Source organism: Ruegeria sp. HKCCD7628, assembly GCF_057221005.1.
The window spans coordinates 1-20,487 of the sequence record NZ_JBWVBA010000020.1 but is presented as its reverse complement, the minus strand read 5'-3'; the positions used below and the strand labels follow the sequence as shown (position 1 = coordinate 20,487).

Here is a 20,487-nt window from a genome sequence, read left to right as displayed (position 1 = left end):
ATCATGAACGGGCTGGCTGCTGAAGGCACGGATCACAAGACCATCATGATTGATGCAACATACCTCAAAGCGCACCGCACGGCCTCCAGCCCGCGGTTGAAAAAGGGGGGCGCGGCAGGCTGATCGGGCGCACCAAGGGTGGCATGAATACGAAACTGCACGCTGTTACCGACAGCCTCGGACGCCCCATCCCCTTCTTCATATCCGCTGGGCAGGTTGGCGACTACACCGGGGCCAAGGCTCTGGTAAACAGTCTGCCATTGGCTGACTGGCTGCTGGGAGATCGAGGCTATGACGCAGACTGGTTCCGCGAAGCCCTTAAGGACAGGTGAATAAAGCTCTGTATCCCAGGTCGAAAGTCACACGACAAGCCCATCCGGGACGACAAGCGTCGCTACAAACGCAGAAACCGCATCGAGATTATGTTTGGACGACTGAAGGACTGGCGCCGCGTCGCCACTCGCTATGGCAGATGCCCAAAAGTCTTCCTGTCGGCCATCGCTCTAGCAGCAAACGTGCTATTCTGGCTGTAAATCAATGAGGCCAGAACCTAGTGGCTCTGAGCCAAGATGACCTTCTAGCTCTTTAGCGGTCTGAAGTCTCTTTGCCTCCTCAGCCGTAAAGCGATCCTTGTTCTCCGTCACATTACGCCTTGCTCCACACGCATCACGCGATTGTTCGTCACCTAATCAGTCATTCAGGTTTTGCGCCCTGAGCTGCACATCTGGACATCATGAGTTGATTGCTTGCGCGAAGCTACCATTCTTCTATGAGTTTCTACCAAGGTCAGCCCGTCTGAGGAGTGCATATCCGTGTACAACTTTTACGGCTGAAAATCCAAATCCTCAGTGATCACAAATCTTTAATTATTTCAATCAGTTCGAGAATTTCCAGATCCCACCAAAAGCCGCCTCGTCTAGCCACATTAATTTCTTGGCTTGGTTGAGCTTCTGACGTTCAAACCGCCACATCGGACCATACGCCGCCACACCCAACCACAGAGGTTCGTGTCCCCCAAACGCCTTGCCCGGAGCGTCTGACCGTTCCTGCGCTCGCTTTCCTTGAAATCATCCCCGAATAGCTGCCCAACCAACGTAAGCGCCTCCATGGGGTTCGAAACCCGATCTTTCGAAGTCTACGGCTTCAAAATCGACGTGCATGCCGGTGGGCGTCGTGTTTGGCCACCTAGCTTCAAACGCTTCATAAACGAAAAGATGGACTGTGGTAAACTGAGCGTCCGCGAGATCATGAAAACATTCAACGTCTCGCAATCGCAGGTTTACAAGTGGCGAAGTGACGTTCAACGCGCAGGACGTATGACAACCGACCTCTGGGAGGAAAGGGTATTTTCCGAGATCGTCGTTCAAGAGAATCCGGTCGAGCCTGATGTTCCTTCCGAGATCGTTCTGCGTAGTAACAAACTCAAGATTACCGTGCCAGCCTACCATCCAGTATCAAACCTTATCTCTTTGATCCAAGCGCTCTCGTGATCTCGCCATCCGGAAACTTCAAAATCTACACTTGAAGCGCTGTTTGAAGGTCTCGATTGGCAACGAGTTGCTACTCGTCATGTGCGAAAGCCAGTTGCTGTCTGATACCGCAACGCGGACCTTGTGGCAGAATTGATGGAATCCCCGTAGAAGACTGGCAGCTCTTCGCTGTCTGCCAAGTTGGCGAATTGCTGAAACTGTGGGCAGACGTGAATTGACTTTTTTGGATCACGTTGAACAGTTGAATCCCATCCCAAAGAAGATGGTGCCGCAGTAAATGACGTGAGACCCATCGTTGGTCTTCTTTCTTTTCCAGAGAAAGAAGCAATCAAACCGAGGGATCAAGCACCTTGCCCTTAATTGTTGCTTCAGGCATCCGCTCCTATTAAATCGCTGGCTCTTTCGCCGATCATGATGGCTGGCGCATTGGTGTTACCACTCACGATTTCCGGCATGATCGAGCAGTCGGCTACTCGTAAGTTCGCTATTCCGTGTACTTTTAGTTTTGCATCTACGACCGATGCTTCGGTGCTTCCCATCGCGCAAGTGCCGGTGGGATGATAGATTGATGCGGTGTTTGATCTTACCCACTCCAGTGTGCCTTCATAGTCGTCGCAACTCAGCTGAGCTGTTGGCCGAAATTCCTCTGAAATCTTCGAGGCCAAGGGATTGTGCTTGGCTATTTCGCGCGCGATGTTCACTCCGTCGACAATGGTACGGCAATCCGTTTCAGTGGACAGATAGTTCGGTATTATTTTTAGGTGTTTAGACGGATCCGGGCCGTCCAAACGTAGCTCTCCCCGGCTTTCCGGACGCAGCTGGCAAACCGACATGGTGAAGGCTGAAAACGGATGTACGCCCTCGCCGGGGCTGTCGGCGGACCAGGGTTGAACGTGGAATTGAATGTCGGGCGTCTCTACATCCGGGCGGGTTTTCATGAATCCGGTAGCAAGGCTGGCGGCCATGGTCATAGGGCCTGCACGGAACAGCGCGTATTTCAGGGCGATGCGCGTCTTATTGAACAGGCTGCGGACTTCATCATTCAGCGTCGGCTCATTGCATTTGTATACTAGCCGGGCCTGCAAGTGGTCCTGTAACCCTTTGCCGACACCTGGTAGGGCGTGTAGCGGCTCGATGCCATTTTCCCTTAGGTGTTCTGGGTCCCCGATTCCTGAAAGCATCAGGATTTGTGGTGAGTTTATGGCCCCGCCGGACAGGATGATTTCGCGTCGGACTGTCAAGTTCTTCTCAGCGCCAGAACGGTCTCGGTAGACCAAACCGGTTGCCTTTTTCCCTTCCAGAACCACGCGCGTGACCAGAGCGTTCGTGATGATGTTCAGGTTTTGTCGATCCCGGATGGGTTTCAGATAGGCAACGGCAGCGCTGCACCGGCGGCCATTGCGGGTGGTCAGTTGGAAGTACCCCACCCCCTCTTGTTCTGCACCATTGTAGTCTGGGTTGAACGGATATCCCGCCGCCTGCGCTGCGGCCACCCATGCGTCGCAGATCGGGCGTTGAATACGCATATTCGACACGGACAAGGGCCCGCCAACGCCATGAAATTCATCTTCACCCCGCTCCTGATCTTCGCAGCGCTTAAACAGGGGCAGGACATCGTCCCAACCCCAGCCTTCATTGCCCATTTGTCGCCAGCGGTCGTAGTCCTCTTTCTGTCCACGGACATAGAGCAACCCGTTCAGTGAAGACGAGCCGCCCAGCACCTTGCCGCGCGGCCAATCGATGGATCGCCCGTTCAGCCCCGGGTCAGGTTCGGTGCGATAGCACCAGTCGACCGAGGGGTTATGCATGGTTTTGAAATAGCCGACAGGGATGTGAATCCACGGGTTGGTATCGCGGCCACCAGCCTCGAGCAGTACAACAGTCGTGTTAGGATTGGCGCTGAGTCGGTTGGCAATGACGCAGCCCGAAGACCCAGCGCCCACAACCGCATAATCCACTTCCATGACTGCCTCCTCCTCGTGCCGTTGAAAAAACTCTATGCAAGATGCAAGAATTACACTAGCATTTTTTGATACAAAACGTCTCAATAATTGCAATCAGGGAGGTAAGCAATGGAGATCGGTAAAAAACTAAGTGGGATTTCGCGGCGGGATTTCTTCCGCGTGGCTGGTCGTTATGGAATGAGTTCCACGTTGCTGGCAGCAGGTGGGTTCGGAGGGGCGATGAGTCTGGCGAATCTGGCTCAGGCCGCAGAATCAACCTATGAAAAGCGCTTTTCGAAAGAGCCTAAACACACCCTGAAATTCGGTGCTTCGGGCTTCAACACCCGCAACCTTCTGATCGAACGCGCCGGGGCCATCGAATTCGCGCGCGATCTGGAAGAACGCACAGACGGTGAGATTCGGATCGAGTTCATCGGCGACAACCAGATCTGTGGTCAGCTCAGCTGTGTTGAAAAAACCCAGCAGGGAATCGTCGATATCTACGCCGCTTCGACTCAGAACTCGGCTGGTGGTGCGCCTTATCTGAACGTACTGGACTACGCCTATATGTTCCCAAGCCGTGCGGCGCAGTACCATTTCTTCTACAGCCCTGCGAGCCAGCGCATTCTCCGCGACCCCCTGGAGAAACGGCATGGGCTGAAGTTTCTGTTTACGCATTGTGAGTTGCGTGGCCTGCAAATGGGCTCGTCGTTTGCCGACAAGCCTACAGTGACCAAACTGGAAGAGCTGTTCGGCACCAAGAACCGCGTGACAGGCACGCAGTTGGGGCGGATAGCGATGCAGCTGCTGAACCTGAACCCGGTACCGGTCGCGTGGGAAGAAACGCTGGACGCCCTGAAAACCGGTCTGATCGACGGGGCCGAAACCTGGGCTTCGGCCGTGGCTTACGCCAACATGGCACCAGTGGTTTCGCAGTCGGTGAACCTGAAGTTCTTCTGTGGCACCGAGCATACCTCGATGTCAGCCAAGGTCTTCGACGGTCTCGGCGGCGAGTTGCAGGACGCGGTGATGGAGTCCTCGTATTTCACACAGGCTTTGATTCAGGGCGCGAATGAGGCGGCGCTGCTGAACACCGTGGGATTCTCGGACCCGCAACTGCCCAACACGATCTTTGCCGAAAACGGCGTGCGTCCCGCTTTCCTGCCCGACGATCAGATCAAACTGGCCGAAGAGATGTGCGCCCCGAACTATAACCCTGAGCCTTGGGCACAGTGGCGTGAACGTCTGAACAAATGGGCTGGCGGCATCGATACGTATCAGGAAATTTACGATATCGCGCGTGAAATTCCGGCTGACACCCTGCCGGAAAACGTCGAGCCGCGCCGTTGGTGGATGGGCCAAGCCTGATAAGCTGATGTGAACTGGCCCCAATCGGGCCGGTTCCAAAAACACACCGACTGGGAGGACGGGGTACATGTCGTTATGGGCAGACATAGGCGCGATCTTCAGCGCCTTTCTCAGCCAGGATTCGTTCGAGATTCAATCCGCTCTGGAATCTGACGCTGCTTGGGTACTGGGTGCAGTGGTTTCTGCATTTGGCGGGCTTCTGGTCATGCTGGTCTATCGAAAGGTGCCCTTTATAGAGCGCCATCTGGAACGATCCGTGATGGTCTATTCGTATCTTACCATTGCGCTAATCATTTTCTGGGGTGTGATCGACCGCTTTGTGTTTAATGATCAAGAGCCATGGTCAACGACCATTCCGCCACTTTTGTTCATGGTAATGGCTTGGTTCGGGGCGTCTTACAACGTACGCCTGCGTACGCACTTGAGCTTTAGCGAATTCCGCACTGCGATGCCGAGGGCAGGTCAGCTGGCTTGCCTGATCCTTGATGCGGTTCTGTGGTTTATTTTCGCGATGATCGTCATCGTCACCACGACCCGGCTGGTGGCGCTTTCTGCATCTAATTTCCAGATCGTACTGGGTACTGACAATGTCATGCAGTGGTGGTTTCTTCTGGCCGCGCCGCTGTCTTTCTTTCTGATGGTCGGACGCGTATTTCAGAACCTCGCCGACGATCTGCATAACTGGACAACAGGCAAGCCGCTGATTCAGCAGGCCGTGATCGGAGCAGACTGATGACAGACGGAACTATGGTCACACTGATCTCGCTTGGGGTTACGTTTCTATTCATGCTGGGCGTGCCAGTTCTGTTGGTGATCGGCTATTGGGTCATCGGCTGTTCCTTTGTCCTCGGTCTGACACTGGACAATATGGGCGCCGAACTGCTGAACGTTTTCAACAAAGGGTTTGCCCTGCTGGCGATGCCATTGTTCATCCTGACTGGAGACCTGATCAACAAATCAGGAATTGCGCGGCGCCTCAGCGATTTTGCCTATGCCTGTCTGGGCTGGATACGCGGCGGCTTGGCAATGGCCTCGTTGGGGGCCTGCGGGCTGTTCGCGGCAATTTCGGGGTCCAACTCGGCAACAACAGCAACCATCGGGTCGATGCTGCACCCTGAGATGGTAAAAGGTGGCTATGATGAACGCTTCAGCGCTGCCACCGCAGCTGCGGGTGGAACTGTAGGGATCATCATTCCTCCGTCTATTATCTTTATCGTCTACGGATTCTTGATGAACCTGCCGATATCTGAGCTGTTTGTGGCCGGCATAATTCCTGGTGCGCTTATGGTCATAGGGATGCAGTTCGCCTGCTGGATCATCTGCCGCATGAATGGCTGGGGGCATCTGATCCCGCTGCAATTGAACCGAGTGTTGAAAACCGCGTTCGGTGCTTGGCTTGGCTTCTTTGCCATTGGTTTGGTTCTGTGGGGCATCTACACCGGTAAATTCTCACCCACCGAAGCGGCCGGTGTGACAGTCGGTTTTTGCGTGATCGCAGGCTTGGTCAGCTATCCGATCAACCGCCTAATGGGCGCGCGCAGCAACGTTTCACCGACCGAAAAAAGCTATGCCGAGATGTTCGTGGTCGAAGGTTTCACGATCCCCGAGATCCCGTCAATTGTGATCCGGTCAGCTCAGATCACCGGTATCCTTGCGCCGTTGATTGCGATTTCCGTAGTGATGCAGCAGATTCTGTCCCTTTTGGGTGCGCAAGAAACCATTGGGAGCTTTGTAACCTCAATGGGCGGCTACCACGCGGTTTTGTTCACCTCGATGGTGATCGTGTTTTTCTCGGGCATGGTGCTGGAAAGCTTGCCAGTCACGATCATTCTGGCCCCGATCCTTGCGCCGATTGCGGCCTCGGTCGGCGTTGATCCGATCCATTTCTCGGTGATCTTTCTTGTTGGCGCGTCCATTGGCTTTATCACCCCGCCATACGGCTTGAATCTCTACGTCGCCTCCGGCGTGACCGGCGTGCCGTATTTCCGGTTGCTACGCTACACGGTGCCGTATCTGGCGGCGCTGCTATCGGTGTGGATTTTGGTGTCTCTGGTGCCCGATCTGGCCTTGATACTGCTGCCAAATAACTAGAATGTTGCGGGATGCCTGAGACGGAAACACAAGACAAAGAAACTCAGATCCCGACCAACCTGCGCCTTCTTCTTATCCTCGAGGAGGTGGCGCGGCGTGGGGTCGCCGTCAAACCAGCAGACCTGATCGAGACATTGGGACTGGCGAAGCCCACAATCCACCGTCTGCTGCAAACCGCAGAGGCCGAAGGTTTCCTGCAGCGAGATATAGATGGTCGCTCGTATGGCCCTGGGTACCGGCTGCGGTTGCTTTCGGTCAATACCATGTCTTCCGAACACCTTCGTACGGCGCGTTTGGCTATCTTGCGCAGCGTCGCCGAAAACGTCGGCGAGACGTGTAACTTAGCCATCCCGGACCGGGAAGGAATGATCTACCTCGACCGGGTTGAAACGAAATGGCCGCTTCGCATCCAATTGCCGATCGGTACCCAGGTGCCCTTCCATTGCACAGCTAGTGGCAAGATGTACCTGTCTACTCTACGACAGAAGACGTTGGATGGGTTTCTCTCTGCTGGCAATTTACAACCGCAGACCGAACGATCCCTGACGAACCCTAGAGCACTACGCGAGGAAATCCGTAGAGTCGCTGAGAATGGTTACGCGGCGGATGATGAGGAGTTCATGGCCGGAATGACGGCCATCGCTGTGCCCATTCGTGATGGACAAGCCAGATTGGTAGGCACACTTTCGGTGCATGCTCCAACCCAGCGTCACGACGTCAACAGCCTGCTGTCCTTTCTGAACATCCTGCAAAAAGGCGCAGGTGAGCTCTCGGAGATGTTAACGGACTGATCTTTTCAAGCCGCTTGAAGAACCAAACTGTCTGCGCAGTATCATTCGCCGCGTCGGGTCAACCCTTCGTAGGCGGTGATGCCGACGAGAGGCAGCGCGGCGGCTTCCCGCATACTTAGGGTCTTGGGTTTGTGTGCAACCAGACGAACATCTGCCTTAAAGTTCTCTGCCAATGAGCCCGGTAAGTCCATCAAATCACCTGCACGGCCGTACACCTCATCACCTACGGCAAAACCTTTCACACCGTCGCCAATCGCAACGACCAGGTCTGGTATTTCAGCAAGCCCGAATAGCGCATCTGGTCCTTAAGAGTTGACAACCATAGCTTTCGTTGAGGTTTTCCTTTTGTGAAATGGTGTCAGGCCCACGTGGAAACCGCGCACGCCTGACGAGATCATTGTCTTGTGGGTGGTCAGTTGATGTCTTGCACCTGCATCACCAGATCGCCCCATTTGCGCTGGTTCTCGATGTCGTGTTCCAAACCTTGTTCATCCGCGATCATGAAGCGTTTTACGGCCGGAGTTTTGCTGGTCGCCTGATACAACCAATAGGCTTCGGCCTTCAGCGCCTCATCGATGGGCTTGTCGATGGACTCATAGACCATCTGCTTGCAGGCATTGATCGACTCTGCAGGGAATTGTGCGATCCGTTCGGCCAGCGCGGTCACATACGGGCCGATTTCATCCGCTTCCAAAGCCTTGTTGATAGTGCCCAAACGCTCGGCATCATCTGCGTCGTAGTCTTGTGCACTCAGAATGATCTCAAGCGCTTTGCCAAGGCCGGTTTGACGGGCCATGCGCGAGGCGCCACCGCCGCAGGGAAGGATGCCCATTCCGACCTCCATCTGCATGAACTTGTATTTTCCCCGCGCGGCAAATCGCATATCCAACGCCAAGGCCAATTCGTGCCCGCCACCGCGCGCAAACCCTTCCAGTTTTGCGATGGTCGCCTGTGGCACCTTGCTGATCCGCTCGCAAACTGATTGTAGGTCCAAAAGCTGAGCGTCCCCGCGAGAAACAGCTTCGGTCGACATGTCCTTCAATAACTCGGTATCGTAGTGGCAGACCCAGATTTCCGGGTTGGCCGACTGAAAGATCACGACCTTGGTTTCGCGGTCCCGCTCTAACCGCATGGCCAGACTGTTTAAGTCGGCCAGCATTTCCTGGCCCTGCACGTTCACAGAGCCAAAGTTGAAGGTAACCGTGGCAATGCCGTGTTCAACATTTACGTCAAAGGTTTGAAAGTTCTCGTATTTCATCAGGCCGTCCTTTCTTGGGCCTCGACGCGGCACGCGCGAGGGGTAAGGGAATGTTAAAGGTGGAAGTTCGTGGCGTTTTAGCGCCCAGATGATCAGCCCGTTTGGCTGATCAAGTCTTTGATGGTGTTCATGACATCGGTAGCGTGGTTTTCGTCGAGTGCTGCGGCATGCGGATCAGCGAAAGCCCCACTGTCATTGTCGAAATAGGCTCCTGACGCGTCAGCAAACCGCACACCCAAGGCTGCGTCAATCAAGATATCAGCGCCAATGTTCATATCGTTGCCAGCCAGGCCAAAGCCTTCTTTCACCATCTTTGAGGCCAAAAGTGATCCGGGATTTACGGCAACCATCACAGGTGCATTGGACAGCGATTTGGCCCATTCACGGGTCCAGATGGTGATCGCCAACTTGCTCTGGGCGTAGGCTTCCATATCCGCCAGTTGCACATTGCCCTGCATGGCCCGGATGTTCACCGGGGCCTGTGCCGCAGATGACAGGTTCACGACGCGCCCGTCGGCAGGAATAACCGGCAGCAGCAGTTTGGTCAGAAGATACGGTGCAAACGTGTTCACCACAAAGCGGATGTCCTGGCCATTTTCCAACACGGTTTGCGGGGCTTTCAACACACCTGCATTGTTTATCAACACATCCAGTTTGTCATGTCTGGCCCGTACGCTTTCGCCGAGTTTTCGAACCGCGGAGAGATTGCTGAGATCAGCGGCATAGGTTTCGACATCGTCTCCGACCGCGGCAGCAGCGCTCTCCAGTTTTGATGCATTGCGTCCATGGAGGAGCACTTTGTGCCCATCGGCAGCCAGCTTCGTAGCTGTCAGCAGGCCAATGCCGTCGGTTGAACCCGTGATGAGAATAGTCTTGGTCATCAGTCTGATCCTTCAGGAAAAGTCAGGCAGCACAGTGTCCGCCAGATGTTCGAGGGTTGTATCGATTGGCGCTTGATTGAACCTTAGGTTCAGCGCGACGTGATTGACCCCGAGCGTTTCAATCTCGCGCAGATAGTTGCGTAGGAAATCAGTTCCAGACTGAAACCCAAGATGGATTGGGCGCGGAGGTGCAGCAGGGTCGGCAACAACATCGACATAGAGCGATTGCATGACCGGCTTGTCCGGTTGACCTGCCGCCTTCACACGCCTGCGGTAATCCGTGATGACTTGACCCTGAGCCGCCGCATTGCGCGGATATGTCATCCAACCATCTCCGTTCTGCGCTACCCAATCAGGTGTTTGTTGGCTACCACCCGTAATGAGCATCGGCAGGCGCGTTCCATGCGGCTTTGGCAATAGATCAATCCCGCCATTCAGTTTGCCCTGTGCATTTTCATGCGTGGGGTAAGCCGATCCAACCGCGCGGATGTACCCAAAACTATCGCGGAACCGTGCCCCCCGGTCGTCAAAGCCCTGGTTCATCGCCGGGTACTCCTCGGGCCGATCACCGGAAGCGATACCCAAAAGCAACCGCCCGCCCGAGAGCACATCTGCTGTCGCGGCTGCCTTGGCGACATGAGCGGGGTGACGCAATGGCAGGATCACACTGGACGTTCCAAGCGCAATCCGATCCGTCGCCGTTGCCAAAGCTCCCAAATAGACAAATGGATCGAAAACTTGCCCGGGGTCACCGAAGCTTGGAACATTAAAGGGCACGTCCCGTAGCCAAAGTGCCGCAAACCCAAGTTCCTCGGCTTTCTGAGCCGCTTCTAGGTGCTCCCGTAGAGTCGGCTCTGCGCCGACGGCATAAGCTTCGAGAGGCAGCACAAGGCCAATGCTCAGTCGTCCGGGACGGAACACTTGGTTGTAGGCCAAATTTATTTGCTCAAACCCAGACAGCTGCGTTTCATCCAACATGTCTGCCCCTCCCCTAATAGCGCACCAAAGTACGGCTTTCGATGCTTTTGCGAACGGTATTGATGTTTGGATCCTCGACCATGTCGAGGGCGCTATGAGCAATCGAAGCCCGGCCTTGATTGTCATAGATGTTGAAGACCGCGACCTCATTCGGCGTCATCTTGGATTGATAGATCCACTCATGTTTGGGGTTGCCCACCAGCCCCATGATTTGTCCCGTGCGGTCGGGATAGATCAGGTCCAATAAAATCCAGTCCGACGGGTCAATTGAAGAGGGGCGAACGAACCCAAGTGGTGCTGAATTGATCGGATGCTCTATCGGACGCCATACATTGACAAAGGCAAAATGACCTTGCGCCCACTCCGTTGCGGCCTCGGCGCCCAGCAAGTCGACAAGCCGCTGTTCGGCTCCGTCCTTGCTGTAGTCGCTATGAACATTGCGCGCCGGTTTACGTATTGCTTCGGGGTCATCCACCCGAACAGTGTGATCAAAAACCACGACCTCTCTCGCACCGAGCCTGTTCTGCAGCATGGCCTTGAGCTCCGCATCGTAAAACGGTTCCCAGCTGTCGCCTGCAAAGTCTCGGACCTGCGTTTCGAGGGGCATGATTTCAACGGCATCGCACGCAAATGAAACCGACGAGGTCGTTGTACGGTTGTCTGCTAGCACGACGGATGTCGCGACCAGCTCAGGGCAAATCAGGTTGCCAGCGATCCCGCCAGCATCAAGCTCAAAGGCTTGTCGGTAGGATTTGTGAACATGGTAGTTAACCGTGGCCGTCCGTGCCATTTGCGCCTCGTGCCTAAGCTTTACTGTATCTGTGAAAGAGATTTAAACTCGATCCAATTGCAGATAAACTGCCCAATAATGTATTTATAATTCGGTAAATGGATATAATGGGTTTGGACACAGACGCTCTTCGATTGTTTATTAGGGCAGCAGACATTCTGAACATCAGCGCGGCGGGGCGTGACCTGGGCATGGCCCCAGCGGTCTCCAGCGCAAGGCTTGCCAAGTTGGAGAAGAACCTCGGTATTGAGCTTTTGCACCGCACGACTCGCAAAGTGTCGTTGTCGGTGGAAGGAGCGAATTTCCTGCCTTTCGCACGTGAAATCATTGCGCAGGAAGAGGCGGCATTTGCTGCATTGGGTAGGCAAATGGCAACGATCAAGGGCACATTGCGTTTTACGGCGCCAAGCAGTTTCGCACAGCTCTACATCGCGCCAATACTGCCTAAGTTTCTTGAACAGCACCCTGATCTCATGCTCGATCTGCGCCTGTCGGATGTGCAGTTCGACCTGATCGAAGGAAGCTATGATCTAGCCCTTAGGAACGCGCCACTTGTCGACACCAGTCTGAAGGGTCGCAAACTGGCTGATGACCAGCGCATTCTATGTGCTGCACCGCAGTACCTCGATACGCATGGCGTTCCTGATACACCAGCCGATTTGACAAGCCACCGTCTGATCGCTTTCCAAAACCTCCAACCTCGGCCACTGACAGGGCCAGCAGGCGAAAACGCCTTTTTTGATCCCGCATCAGCCAAAGGCCAATTGACTATCGATGACGGTCAAAGCCAAGTCCGCGCCACATTAGCGGGGGCCGGTATTTCCTTAAATGCTAGATGGAGCGTGCATGAACAACTGAAGTCAGGCCGTTTGGTGCGTGTTCTTCCAAACTTTGAAGCCAGCGAAGACAGTGTTTTGTGGCTGATCTATCCCAAGTCCAACGTATTATCCCCAAAAGTGCGGGTGTTCATGGACTTTCTGGTTGCAGAGATTGGCGCAAAGCCTCCTTGGGAAACACAAGTGTAATTTAGGTCAATCTCGCTATCGTAATTCCTGTCTCAAATGTCGGAGACAGGCTTTGAGTGGACATGCCTTGTCCTCGTAGGGGACAGATATAGAATATCTCACACATCAATCTCTCTCCTCAATTATTCAAAAAAAGGTCGCGGACGCCTCTGAATCCGAGTTTGTCGGAACGCCCCGCATCTCGAATTCTTCCTCTTGTCGCTACGCGAGAAAAATCCATCGCGAAGGGGTAGGCGGCATGAGCTGCCGGATCAATGCGGATGAGGCGTCCGCCAGGGCCGACCCGAATAACCTCAAGCAGGCCAGCCGCAATCGCACGGCGCACCGTCTTCTCCGAGCAATTGTCCAGTTCAGCGACGTCTTTCACCGTCAGAAGCTTGCGGGGTGGGCTCTTCTTCGCATTGATCTGTGGCATACTGATGCGCCTCCTTTTGGTCAGGGGCGTCCCGGCCCAGTTCCCGTACTGCCTGGGCAGCCAGCAATCGGACCAACTGGTCAATCGCTGTCTCAACCTGCTTGCGCGCGTAGTCGTCAGAAGGGGGTGTGGCAGGAACGCGTGTCATGCCATGACCATGACAACGCGGGCTTGCTCATTCTAAGTGTATTGATTGCCCAATTCCGGCGGCGCCCAACGCTCTTGCTCTTCGCGCTCAAGCTTGTCGCGAAAACCGTCAATGTCCACGCGGATCGTCTTACCGCTCAGGATTTGCCCCGGCTCGGTGATCATCTTCACGACAGCCTGGATAAAGTTGACGAGCGGACCTTGCCGTTGTCCTCCTGGACGACCGTCTGAGTATGTCGTGTAGGTCAGAGGGCGACCGGCATCTTTCCAGATATGGCAGCAACTCTCGACGATGTACTGACGGCGTTTGTCGCGCGAGAACCGCTTGTCTCGCGGCGACATCTCCGCAACCGCACCAGGTGTCCCATGGATGCGTCGAATGTCATCGATGACATCCTGAGTAAGTGTCGTTGCGGTCTCAAGCTTTTTGAGGAGCTGCGGAAGTAGGTCTGCATCTTCTGGCGTCGATACGAAATAAGTCGAAAGCGAGCCCAATGCGTTCCGGAGTTCTTGTCTAGTAATTGTGCCCCGCTTGGCTTCCCGCAGGAGTGTCTTGAGGTGCTTTTGACCTCGTACAATCGCTTGCGAGCGACGGACCTCAGTCAGGTTGATTGCGATGTCGTCGTCGTTATTGAGGCAGTTCCCAAGAAGCATAGAGAGTTCGCGTACGAGCTTAGTTGGCAGGCCAAACCGTTCAGCCAAGCTCCCGATCATGTCATCAGATAGAGCACCGCGTTCGCCATAACTGCCGAGCTTCCATGACATCGAGCACTTGATCCCATCCATGTGCGGATAGACGGAATAGTCAACTTCAGTATGTGCAACGTCTCGATTGTTCTTCAGACCGCTGTCCGCGTTAGCGCTCATTTTATTCTCCGTTTGCCACACTCTAGGGTCTGGTCGCGCGTCCAAAAGCTTATGTGCAACAAGGCGGTACTGATTGCTCAGAAAGCGCTGATTGAGACACGGCGACCCCTTCCAAGGTTGCACATCAACAAAAGAACAGGAAGAGAACAATTTGGCTAGATTCTGTGTCGAGCGGCCTTCGATATTGGAGGGCTGTCGCGCGTCACACCAGCTACGACTTGTACAACTTGCGGCCGCGCGAAACACAAGGATCCCCAAAAAATGGAGATCAATACACTTAGTCAGCAAGAGCGTAAAATCCGACTTTCCGGGTTGGGATGGGTCTCCCCGTCTCCGTTGCGCCCGGTTTATTCTTGCTGCTTTCCCTGGTGAACAATCAAAAAAAGAGGTGACCACGGTACGTTCACGACCGGCCTCCAATTGTGAACTATGGTTCGGGGACTACCCCATCCCGCACCGACGCGGCTCCTTCTGGCCCGGTGCAGAAACGCGACTACGGAACCCACCGGTCGACGGTCGTCTTCAGACGCTCGTCGAACCGGGGATCGCCGAGACCGTGCGCGGTCAGAGCGGGGCAGGTGAGAAGCCTGCGGGGAAGCGGCTGGCCTCCGATAAAAGGCATCGCGCAGATACGAACCTGAAAGCAAAGGGCCTTCTCCCGCAAGACCGGGGGGAAGGAGCGGGGGCCGGATATTGTCTTATGACAAATGCGGGTGTAGCGGAGCTAGATCGGTCCCTGCAAACTCCTCGCTTGTCACCAGTTACTTGGCTTGCAGTTGTGAACAGTTAAGATCAATTACCGCCAGCATGGCAATCTGCCGCAAGTTCCATAATACAAACGCGGATTGGGATTTCTCTAGCATTTGGAGTTTAAGCAACAAGAATTGCCTTAGAATTGGAGTGGTGGTTTCGCTGTTTTGAAGAGTAACCAAGCAAACAACAAAAAATTTTCAAACATGTTTTGAGTACTACCGACCTTGTATCACCAAAACGTTGTTAACTGTCGTGGTTTTCCCGGAAACTACGTCGGATTGAACTCAAAAGCGGCCCGATTACATAGTCGGCAACGCTTGCTTCACCGGTTTGCAGCATAACCTCTACGGGCATTCCTGAGACGAGTTCGACGTCCTGTAAATCTGCGAGTTCGGCAGGTAAAACCTCAACCTTTGCCAAATAATAGGGTTGCCCTGTATTTTCGTCGACTATGCGGTCTGCGGAAATTGAGCGCATCAAACCGAATATCTGTGGCATGTTGCGTTGTTGATACGCAGTAAGATGAATACGGGCAGGCATACCAATACTTACGACATCTATATCAATCGGGTTGACTCGGGCGTCGATTATCAAAGGAACCTTTGAAGGTACGATATCCAAGATCGGTTCACCGTTTCGGACGACCCCAGAAAGAGTAGTGATCCGCACATTCATTACCTTACCTTCAATCGGAGAGCGTATTTCCGTTCTATCGACCACATCCCTGTGCCATCGTATTTCGCTTTCCAACTCGGCTAGAGTACGTTTCATTTCCGACAATTCCATGGTGGAGTCTTCTATCTCCTGCTGAACCATGGCCAGTAATTGCAATTCGGTTTCACCGATCTTTTGATTGTTGCGGGCGATCTGCGCTTTACTGGTAGCACGCTCGATCGTGATGTCTGCGGCTGCGCGTTTCAGGGCCAGTAGTCGGTACTTCCTTTCTAGACCTTTCCCCAGCAGGCTTGTTACACCTTGGATTTCTTCCTCAATTAAATGTGTTTTTTCGTCCAAGCCGACGATCGTTTTCTTAAGTCCGAGGTTTTCTTCGTCGAGCTGTTTGATGCGTTTGCGCAGTATGTTGTCGCGGCCTTTTTGTGTCGTAATTCGCCGCGTCAGAAGTTCTTGTTGATCGGAAATTGCGCGTGTTAATTCAGCTTCATCGGATACATTCTCGCTGTTCGGGACGACCAATTTTTCGGAACCGTCTAATTCAGCTTTGAGGCGGGCGACCCTCGCCAGCAGGTGCGTGTACCGCTTTACCAATTCGTCAAGTCGGGCACGTGCCTGCACGTCGTCGAGAGTTAAAAGAACCTGACCTTTGGTCACCTTGTCCCCTTCCCTCACGTGAATAGATTTTATGATTCCGCCCTCCAGATGTTGAACGGTTTTGCGGTACCCTTCTGGACTGACTACTCCTGGTGCAATGGCTGCGCCTTCCAGCCGGGCGCTGAATGACCAGGTCACCAAACCAAACACCAGCCCGATTGCGACGATGTACCCCGTGCGAAGCGGCGCGCGCGTGAGATCTCTAAGGTTGGATGTTGAGTCTGTGACCGCTTTGTGTCGAATTGAGCGGAGGAGTAATGTCAGAAGCACCAACGTGAGCAATAAAATAATTGCCGCGATCCACCTCGGGTCAACGGCGGGTGGTAGCTTTTCTAAGATCCAATCCAACCAGTCGGCTGGAATTGAACCCAAAATGCCATCAAGCACCGAAGCACAGAAAGCCTTCACGTTTTCCTGTAACTCTTCCCAAAAACTCATTGGCGAACCACCTTACTCTGCTACTGCGTTGTTGCCGCTGCTAGATTGCACCGTCCGCACGGTTTGATAGGCTGGAGCTTGGCCTCTGATCTGCAAAATTTTCTCACGCGGGCCAAATGCGGCGACAGATCCGTCTTTGAGAACCAGAACTTTGTCTGCAGTCCTGAGCCCCGCGGGACGATGGGTCACAACTACGACGGTGCGACCAAGATTCTTGGAGCGCGCAAGAGCTGCAGCAAGGGCTGCATCGCCTTCCTGATCGAGGTTCGAGCTGGGCTCATCCAAGACGATAAACGACGGGTCACCCAGTAGAGCACGAGCAAGTCCCAGCCTTTGCCTTTGACCACCAGAGATACGCCCGCCGTGCAAGCCAACGTCTGTTTCGTACCCATGTGGTAACCGCAAAACGAGATCGTGAACTCCTGCTTCTTTGGCGGCCTTGATTACCATCGAGTCGTCGACGTCTCGCATTCGGGCAATGTTCTGGGCTACGGTGCCTGGAAAGAGCTCTACATTTTGGGGCAGATAGCCCAGCCACGGCCCTAGATTTTCGGGGTTCCAATTTCCGACGTCTGCACCGTCAAGCCTTACATGGCCGCGTGTTGGTTGCCAGGCTCCGACCAATAAACGACACAAGGTCGATTTGCCCGAACCGGAAGGCCCAAAAACGACTAATGTCTCGCCGGGCTCAAGAGCGAAAGAGATGTTCTCCAGAATCGGTTCGCCCGAATAGGGTGCGAGACAATAGACCTCTTCCACCTGCAATTGGCCGAGAGGCTTTGGTAAGTTGACTTCATAATCGGGAGCAAATTCACCCGCAAAGTGATCCCTGAGACGGGTGATAGCGGTACGCGCTGCCACGAAACCTTTCCAAGCACTTATTGAACGCTCGATAGGAGCAAGTGCCCTGCCCAGAACAATTGAGGCAGCGATCATCCCTCCGGCAGTCAGATTGCCTTGAAGGACAAAATACGCGCCAAGTCCCAGTATCATGACTTGCAAGGCAAGGCGTAGCGCTCGTGATGCGCTGACAAGGCCCGAGGTTTTTTCCTTCAGGTTCTGGTACTCACGTCGGGCACCTGCCTGAAAAGACTGCCAACGACCAAGCAAGGCATCACCCATTCCCAGAGGGCGGATGGTTTCACCACTCTCAAGAAACTGCTGCGCTGCCGTATCACTTTGGCGAAGCTTGGCACTTATTTCCTTGTTGGGATTGCGTGTCAGAATGTCATTTGTAAGCGCAAACAGAAAGAGAACGATAGTACTGCAAAGCGCAAAGACACCAAGTCCAGGGTGGAGTAACCAAATGAATGCAATAAAGATCGGTGTCCAGAGTGCATCAAAAAAGGCAAGGACTGCGTCTCCGCCCAGAAATGACCTGAGGTTGGCAACATCGTTCAGGCTGGCCTTTGGGTTGCCGCCAGTCAGCCGGTCAGACATGGCTTTTCTGAGGGTCGGTTCGCTGAGTTCTGATTCAACCCAGAAACTTGCACGACCTAAGATCATCCGTCGTACTTGCTCTAGTATTCCGTAAATGATCAGCGCAAAAAGTGCGACAACCGTCAGCCAGACCAGGGTGTCGAAAGACCCGGTGGTCAGAACCCTGTCATAGATCTGAAGCATGTAGATTGCGCTCACCAGAAGTAGCAGGTTTACGACACAGCTTACGATCAGCAACGGCGGGAAAAGCCGTTTCACGGCTTTCTTGGTAGTGTCGACGATATTTGTATCGGGATTGGTATTCATGAACGTGGCACTCTGTAACAAGGGTTTGGTACGGCTGTGAGGATGTGCAGACCCGACAAGGCGCCGGATCTGCACGTTTCATCACCTCGTCAGGCAACCGTATCTAGGTCGATGGTGAACCCGTCGGTGTCCGTATCCGTGTCACCGTCGGTTTCCGTCGCGTTCAGGGTCATCTGTAAGGGTTCGGGGGTGAACTCCTGCGAGGTCGTAAACTCGATGACCGGGATCTTGATGGTCCCTTGACCCATAAAGAGCTGGATCGCGTCGATGTTGTTCGGACCCATTGGATCGCCGATGACAAAACTTTCCTGACCACCGGCTTCGGGCGACAGATCGCCGTCCAAGACCTCAATCGGATTCTCTGAGAATGTGCCATCGCTATAGTAGATCATGTACCACAGATCCTCTGGCGGGTTATCATACCCACCTACAGAGTTGTCGATGAAGACCTTCACGGCGCTGACGTTAAAGCCGGTTGGATCGACGACGAAGCTTTCATCCACCTTTCCGCCCGATGTCGTTTCACCATCAATGCCGTGATTGGCATTACCGTTAAGATTGTTATTGCCATTCCCGATGCCCGAGGTGCTGACATTCATCTGTTCGGCACTGAGAAAAGTCGCGGTGCTTTCCCAATCAGCTTCAGGATCATTCAGGAGATCTTGGATGTCAGTCGGAGCCAAATAGCTTGTCGGATTGACCGCCGCGAACACGATTTCGGAACTGTCGATTGTCAGCGTTCGCACCGGATCCGGGCCACCCGCATCAAGGCTGCCATCTGCCGTGGACAGTTCGACCACCGAACCCGGCGGTGTAGACACCTGAAGATCGTACATGTCCGTGGCAGGATCAAACACCAAGGTGAAGTCTACAGTCTCGTCGGTGCCGTCACCGTTAAAGTCGTCGGTGATCGACCCTGCGAACGAATAGTCGCCGTTCTTAGTCAGGTCACTTCCGACCGCAACAACACTCCCGGTGCCGATCTTGTAGCTGACCAGTTCAATGTCCAGCGATGCAAACCCATCCTCGCCAGGATCATCAGCCCAAGCATCTTGGGCACCGGACGAATAGTTGCCGGACGCGTCTTCAACAGTAATAGCCGGCCCGTCATCGGTGAACGAGATTTTTTGGGTGAGGTCGACAGAGGCCGACGCGGTGTCTGCGGCGGTCTCGGCATCGCTGAGGGTGCCGACGAGATTGATCGCATCGGTCAGGCCCGCGCCCAACCCGGTGATATCCGAGGCATAGCCCGAGGTATCTGCCGAACTGTGCTCGACCGCCCGTTCCTGGGTCAGCGTCACTGCGCCGGTGCTGCTGTTGACCGAGACCGAGAACACAACGTCGCCGGTTGCGGCGTCTGTGGCATTCGTGCCTTCGCGCCCAACAATGTCACCGAGTTCGTCAAACAGGAACACAGTGTTGCCAGTGGCAGTGTCTTTCAGGGTCACGGACCCGGCATTGCTGCCCAGTTCCAGACTGTAGACCAGCGCGCCCAAGCCATCTTCGCCCGGATCATTCATGGTCACGTTGAACAGATCGCCCACGCCTTTGGTGTCCGTATCCGGACCACCGGTCAGAGCAGCATCATCCGTCTGCAGGGCTTGGCCTGCCAACTCCATTGCGAAGGCCGGCCCGTCATCGGTGAACGAGATTTTTTGGGTGAGGTCGACAGAGGCCGACGCGGTGTCTGCGGCGGTCTCGGCATCGCTGAGGGTGCCGACGAGATTGATCGCATCGGTCAGGCCCGCGCCCAACCCGGTGATATCCGAGGCATAGCCCGAGGTATCTGCCGAACTGTGCTCGACCGCCCGTTCCTGGGTCAGCGTCACTGCGCCGGTGCTGCTGTTGACTGAGACCGAGAACACAACGTCGCCGGTTGCGGCGTCTGTGGCATTCGTGCCTTCGCGCCCAACAATGTCACCGAGTTCGTCAAACAGGAACACAGTGTTGCCAGTGGCAGTGTCTTTCAGGGTCACCGACCCGGCATTGCTGCCCAGTTCCAGACTGTAGACCAGCGCGCCCAAGCCATCTTCGCCCGGATCATTCATGGTCACGTTGAACAGATCGCCCACGCCTTTGGTGTCCGTATCCGGACCACCGGTCAGAGCAGCATCATCCGTCTGCAGGGCTTGGCCTGCCAACTCCATTGCGAAGGCCGGCCCGTCATCGGTGAACGA

At 54.5% G+C, this 20,487-nt stretch carries 17 protein-coding genes and 1 pseudogene; 7 read left to right on the top strand and 11 right to left on the bottom strand.

Going from position 1 to position 20,487, the window contains the following annotated elements:
* Together AC2TAD_RS21545 and AC2TAD_RS21540 are read left to right on the top strand one after the other, a co-directional pair.
* Positions 1 to 533 (top strand): annotated as a pseudogene (locus AC2TAD_RS21545) (IS5 family transposase); the annotation flags it as partial.
* Between the two features lie 573 nt (positions 534 to 1,106).
* Positions 1,107 to 1,490, top strand: a complete 384-nt coding sequence (locus AC2TAD_RS21540) for a transposase (RefSeq protein WP_480870494.1) — start codon at positions 1,107 to 1,109, stop codon at positions 1,488 to 1,490.
* Positions 1,491 to 1,858: 368 nt separating this feature from the next.
* Here the strand turns inward: AC2TAD_RS21540 and AC2TAD_RS21535 are convergent, their stop codons facing one another.
* Complete coding sequence (locus tag AC2TAD_RS21535; RefSeq protein ID WP_480870491.1) at positions 1,859 to 3,454, bottom strand: GMC family oxidoreductase; 1,596 nt, start codon at positions 3,452 to 3,454, stop codon at positions 1,859 to 1,861.
* Positions 3,455 to 3,562: 108 nt separating this feature from the next.
* On the opposite strand from AC2TAD_RS21535, the gene AC2TAD_RS21530 reads away from it, so the two are divergent.
* The 4 genes from AC2TAD_RS21530 to AC2TAD_RS21515 all read left to right on the top strand — a co-directional run bounded on the left by AC2TAD_RS21530 (position 3,563) and on the right by AC2TAD_RS21515 (position 7,683).
* Positions 3,563 to 4,801: a TRAP transporter substrate-binding protein gene (locus AC2TAD_RS21530; RefSeq protein WP_480870488.1), complete on the top strand. Its 1,239-nt coding sequence runs from the start codon at positions 3,563 to 3,565 to the stop codon at positions 4,799 to 4,801.
* Positions 4,802 to 4,868: 67 nt separating this feature from the next.
* Positions 4,869 to 5,534, top strand: coding sequence for a TRAP transporter small permease (locus AC2TAD_RS21525; protein WP_480870486.1), 666 nt, complete (start codon positions 4,869 to 4,871; stop codon positions 5,532 to 5,534).
* Positions 5,534 to 6,892, top strand: a complete 1,359-nt coding sequence (locus tag AC2TAD_RS21520; protein WP_170356766.1) for a TRAP transporter large permease — start codon at positions 5,534 to 5,536, stop codon at positions 6,890 to 6,892. The genes AC2TAD_RS21525 and AC2TAD_RS21520 overlap by 1 nt, the downstream gene beginning before the upstream one ends.
* Before the next feature lie 11 nt (positions 6,893 to 6,903).
* Positions 6,904 to 7,683: an IclR family transcriptional regulator gene (locus tag AC2TAD_RS21515; RefSeq protein ID WP_480870482.1), complete on the top strand. Its 780-nt coding sequence runs from the start codon at positions 6,904 to 6,906 to the stop codon at positions 7,681 to 7,683.
* A 41-nt stretch (positions 7,684 to 7,724) separates the two neighbouring features.
* On the opposite strand, the gene AC2TAD_RS21510 is transcribed toward AC2TAD_RS21515, so the two are convergent.
* From AC2TAD_RS21510 to AC2TAD_RS21490, 5 genes are all read right to left on the bottom strand, one after another.
* The gene (locus tag AC2TAD_RS21510) at positions 7,725 to 7,925 is read right to left on the bottom strand and encodes a hypothetical protein (protein ID WP_480870478.1); all 201 of its coding nucleotides are present in this window, start codon (positions 7,923 to 7,925) and stop codon (positions 7,725 to 7,727) included.
* A gap of 170 nt (positions 7,926 to 8,095) precedes the next feature.
* Positions 8,096 to 8,941 carry an enoyl-CoA hydratase/isomerase family protein gene (locus AC2TAD_RS21505; protein WP_480870475.1) on the bottom strand — a complete coding sequence of 282 codons (846 nt, stop codon included), beginning with the start codon at positions 8,939 to 8,941 and terminating at the stop codon, positions 8,096 to 8,098.
* Positions 8,942 to 9,033: 92 nt separating this feature from the next.
* Entirely contained in the window at positions 9,034 to 9,822 is a 789-nt protein-coding gene (locus AC2TAD_RS21500) for an SDR family NAD(P)-dependent oxidoreductase (protein WP_480870472.1), read from the bottom strand.
* Positions 9,823 to 9,834: 12 nt separating this feature from the next.
* The gene (locus tag AC2TAD_RS21495) at positions 9,835 to 10,800 is read right to left on the bottom strand and encodes an LLM class oxidoreductase (RefSeq protein ID WP_480870469.1); all 966 of its coding nucleotides are present in this window, start codon (positions 10,798 to 10,800) and stop codon (positions 9,835 to 9,837) included.
* A gap of 13 nt (positions 10,801 to 10,813) precedes the next feature.
* The gene (locus tag AC2TAD_RS21490) at positions 10,814 to 11,590 is read right to left on the bottom strand and encodes a CmcJ/NvfI family oxidoreductase (protein WP_480870466.1); all 777 of its coding nucleotides are present in this window, start codon (positions 11,588 to 11,590) and stop codon (positions 10,814 to 10,816) included.
* A gap of 113 nt (positions 11,591 to 11,703) precedes the next feature.
* On the opposite strand from AC2TAD_RS21490, the gene AC2TAD_RS21485 reads away from it, so the two are divergent.
* Entirely contained in the window at positions 11,704 to 12,615 is a 912-nt protein-coding gene (locus tag AC2TAD_RS21485) for a LysR family transcriptional regulator (protein WP_480870497.1), read from the top strand.
* Positions 12,616 to 12,733: 118 nt separating this feature from the next.
* On the opposite strand, the gene AC2TAD_RS21480 is transcribed toward AC2TAD_RS21485, so the two are convergent.
* From AC2TAD_RS21480 to AC2TAD_RS21460, 5 genes are all read right to left on the bottom strand, one after another.
* Entirely contained in the window at positions 12,734 to 13,030 is a 297-nt protein-coding gene (locus AC2TAD_RS21480) for a helix-turn-helix domain-containing protein (RefSeq protein WP_480870463.1), read from the bottom strand.
* Between the two features lie 180 nt (positions 13,031 to 13,210).
* Entirely contained in the window at positions 13,211 to 14,044 is an 834-nt protein-coding gene (locus tag AC2TAD_RS21475) for a hypothetical protein (RefSeq protein ID WP_480870460.1), read from the bottom strand.
* Between the two features lie 996 nt (positions 14,045 to 15,040).
* Positions 15,041 to 16,564: an HlyD family type I secretion periplasmic adaptor subunit gene (locus tag AC2TAD_RS21470; RefSeq protein ID WP_480870457.1), complete on the bottom strand. Its 1,524-nt coding sequence runs from the start codon at positions 16,562 to 16,564 to the stop codon at positions 15,041 to 15,043.
* A gap of 12 nt (positions 16,565 to 16,576) precedes the next feature.
* Positions 16,577 to 18,310, bottom strand: coding sequence for a type I secretion system permease/ATPase (locus AC2TAD_RS21465; RefSeq protein WP_480870454.1), 1,734 nt, complete (start codon positions 18,308 to 18,310; stop codon positions 16,577 to 16,579).
* An 89-nt stretch (positions 18,311 to 18,399) separates the two neighbouring features.
* Positions 18,400 to 20,487: DUF5801 repeats-in-toxin domain-containing protein (locus tag AC2TAD_RS21460; RefSeq protein ID WP_480870451.1), on the bottom strand; the 2,088-nt coding region annotated here is incomplete at its 5' end.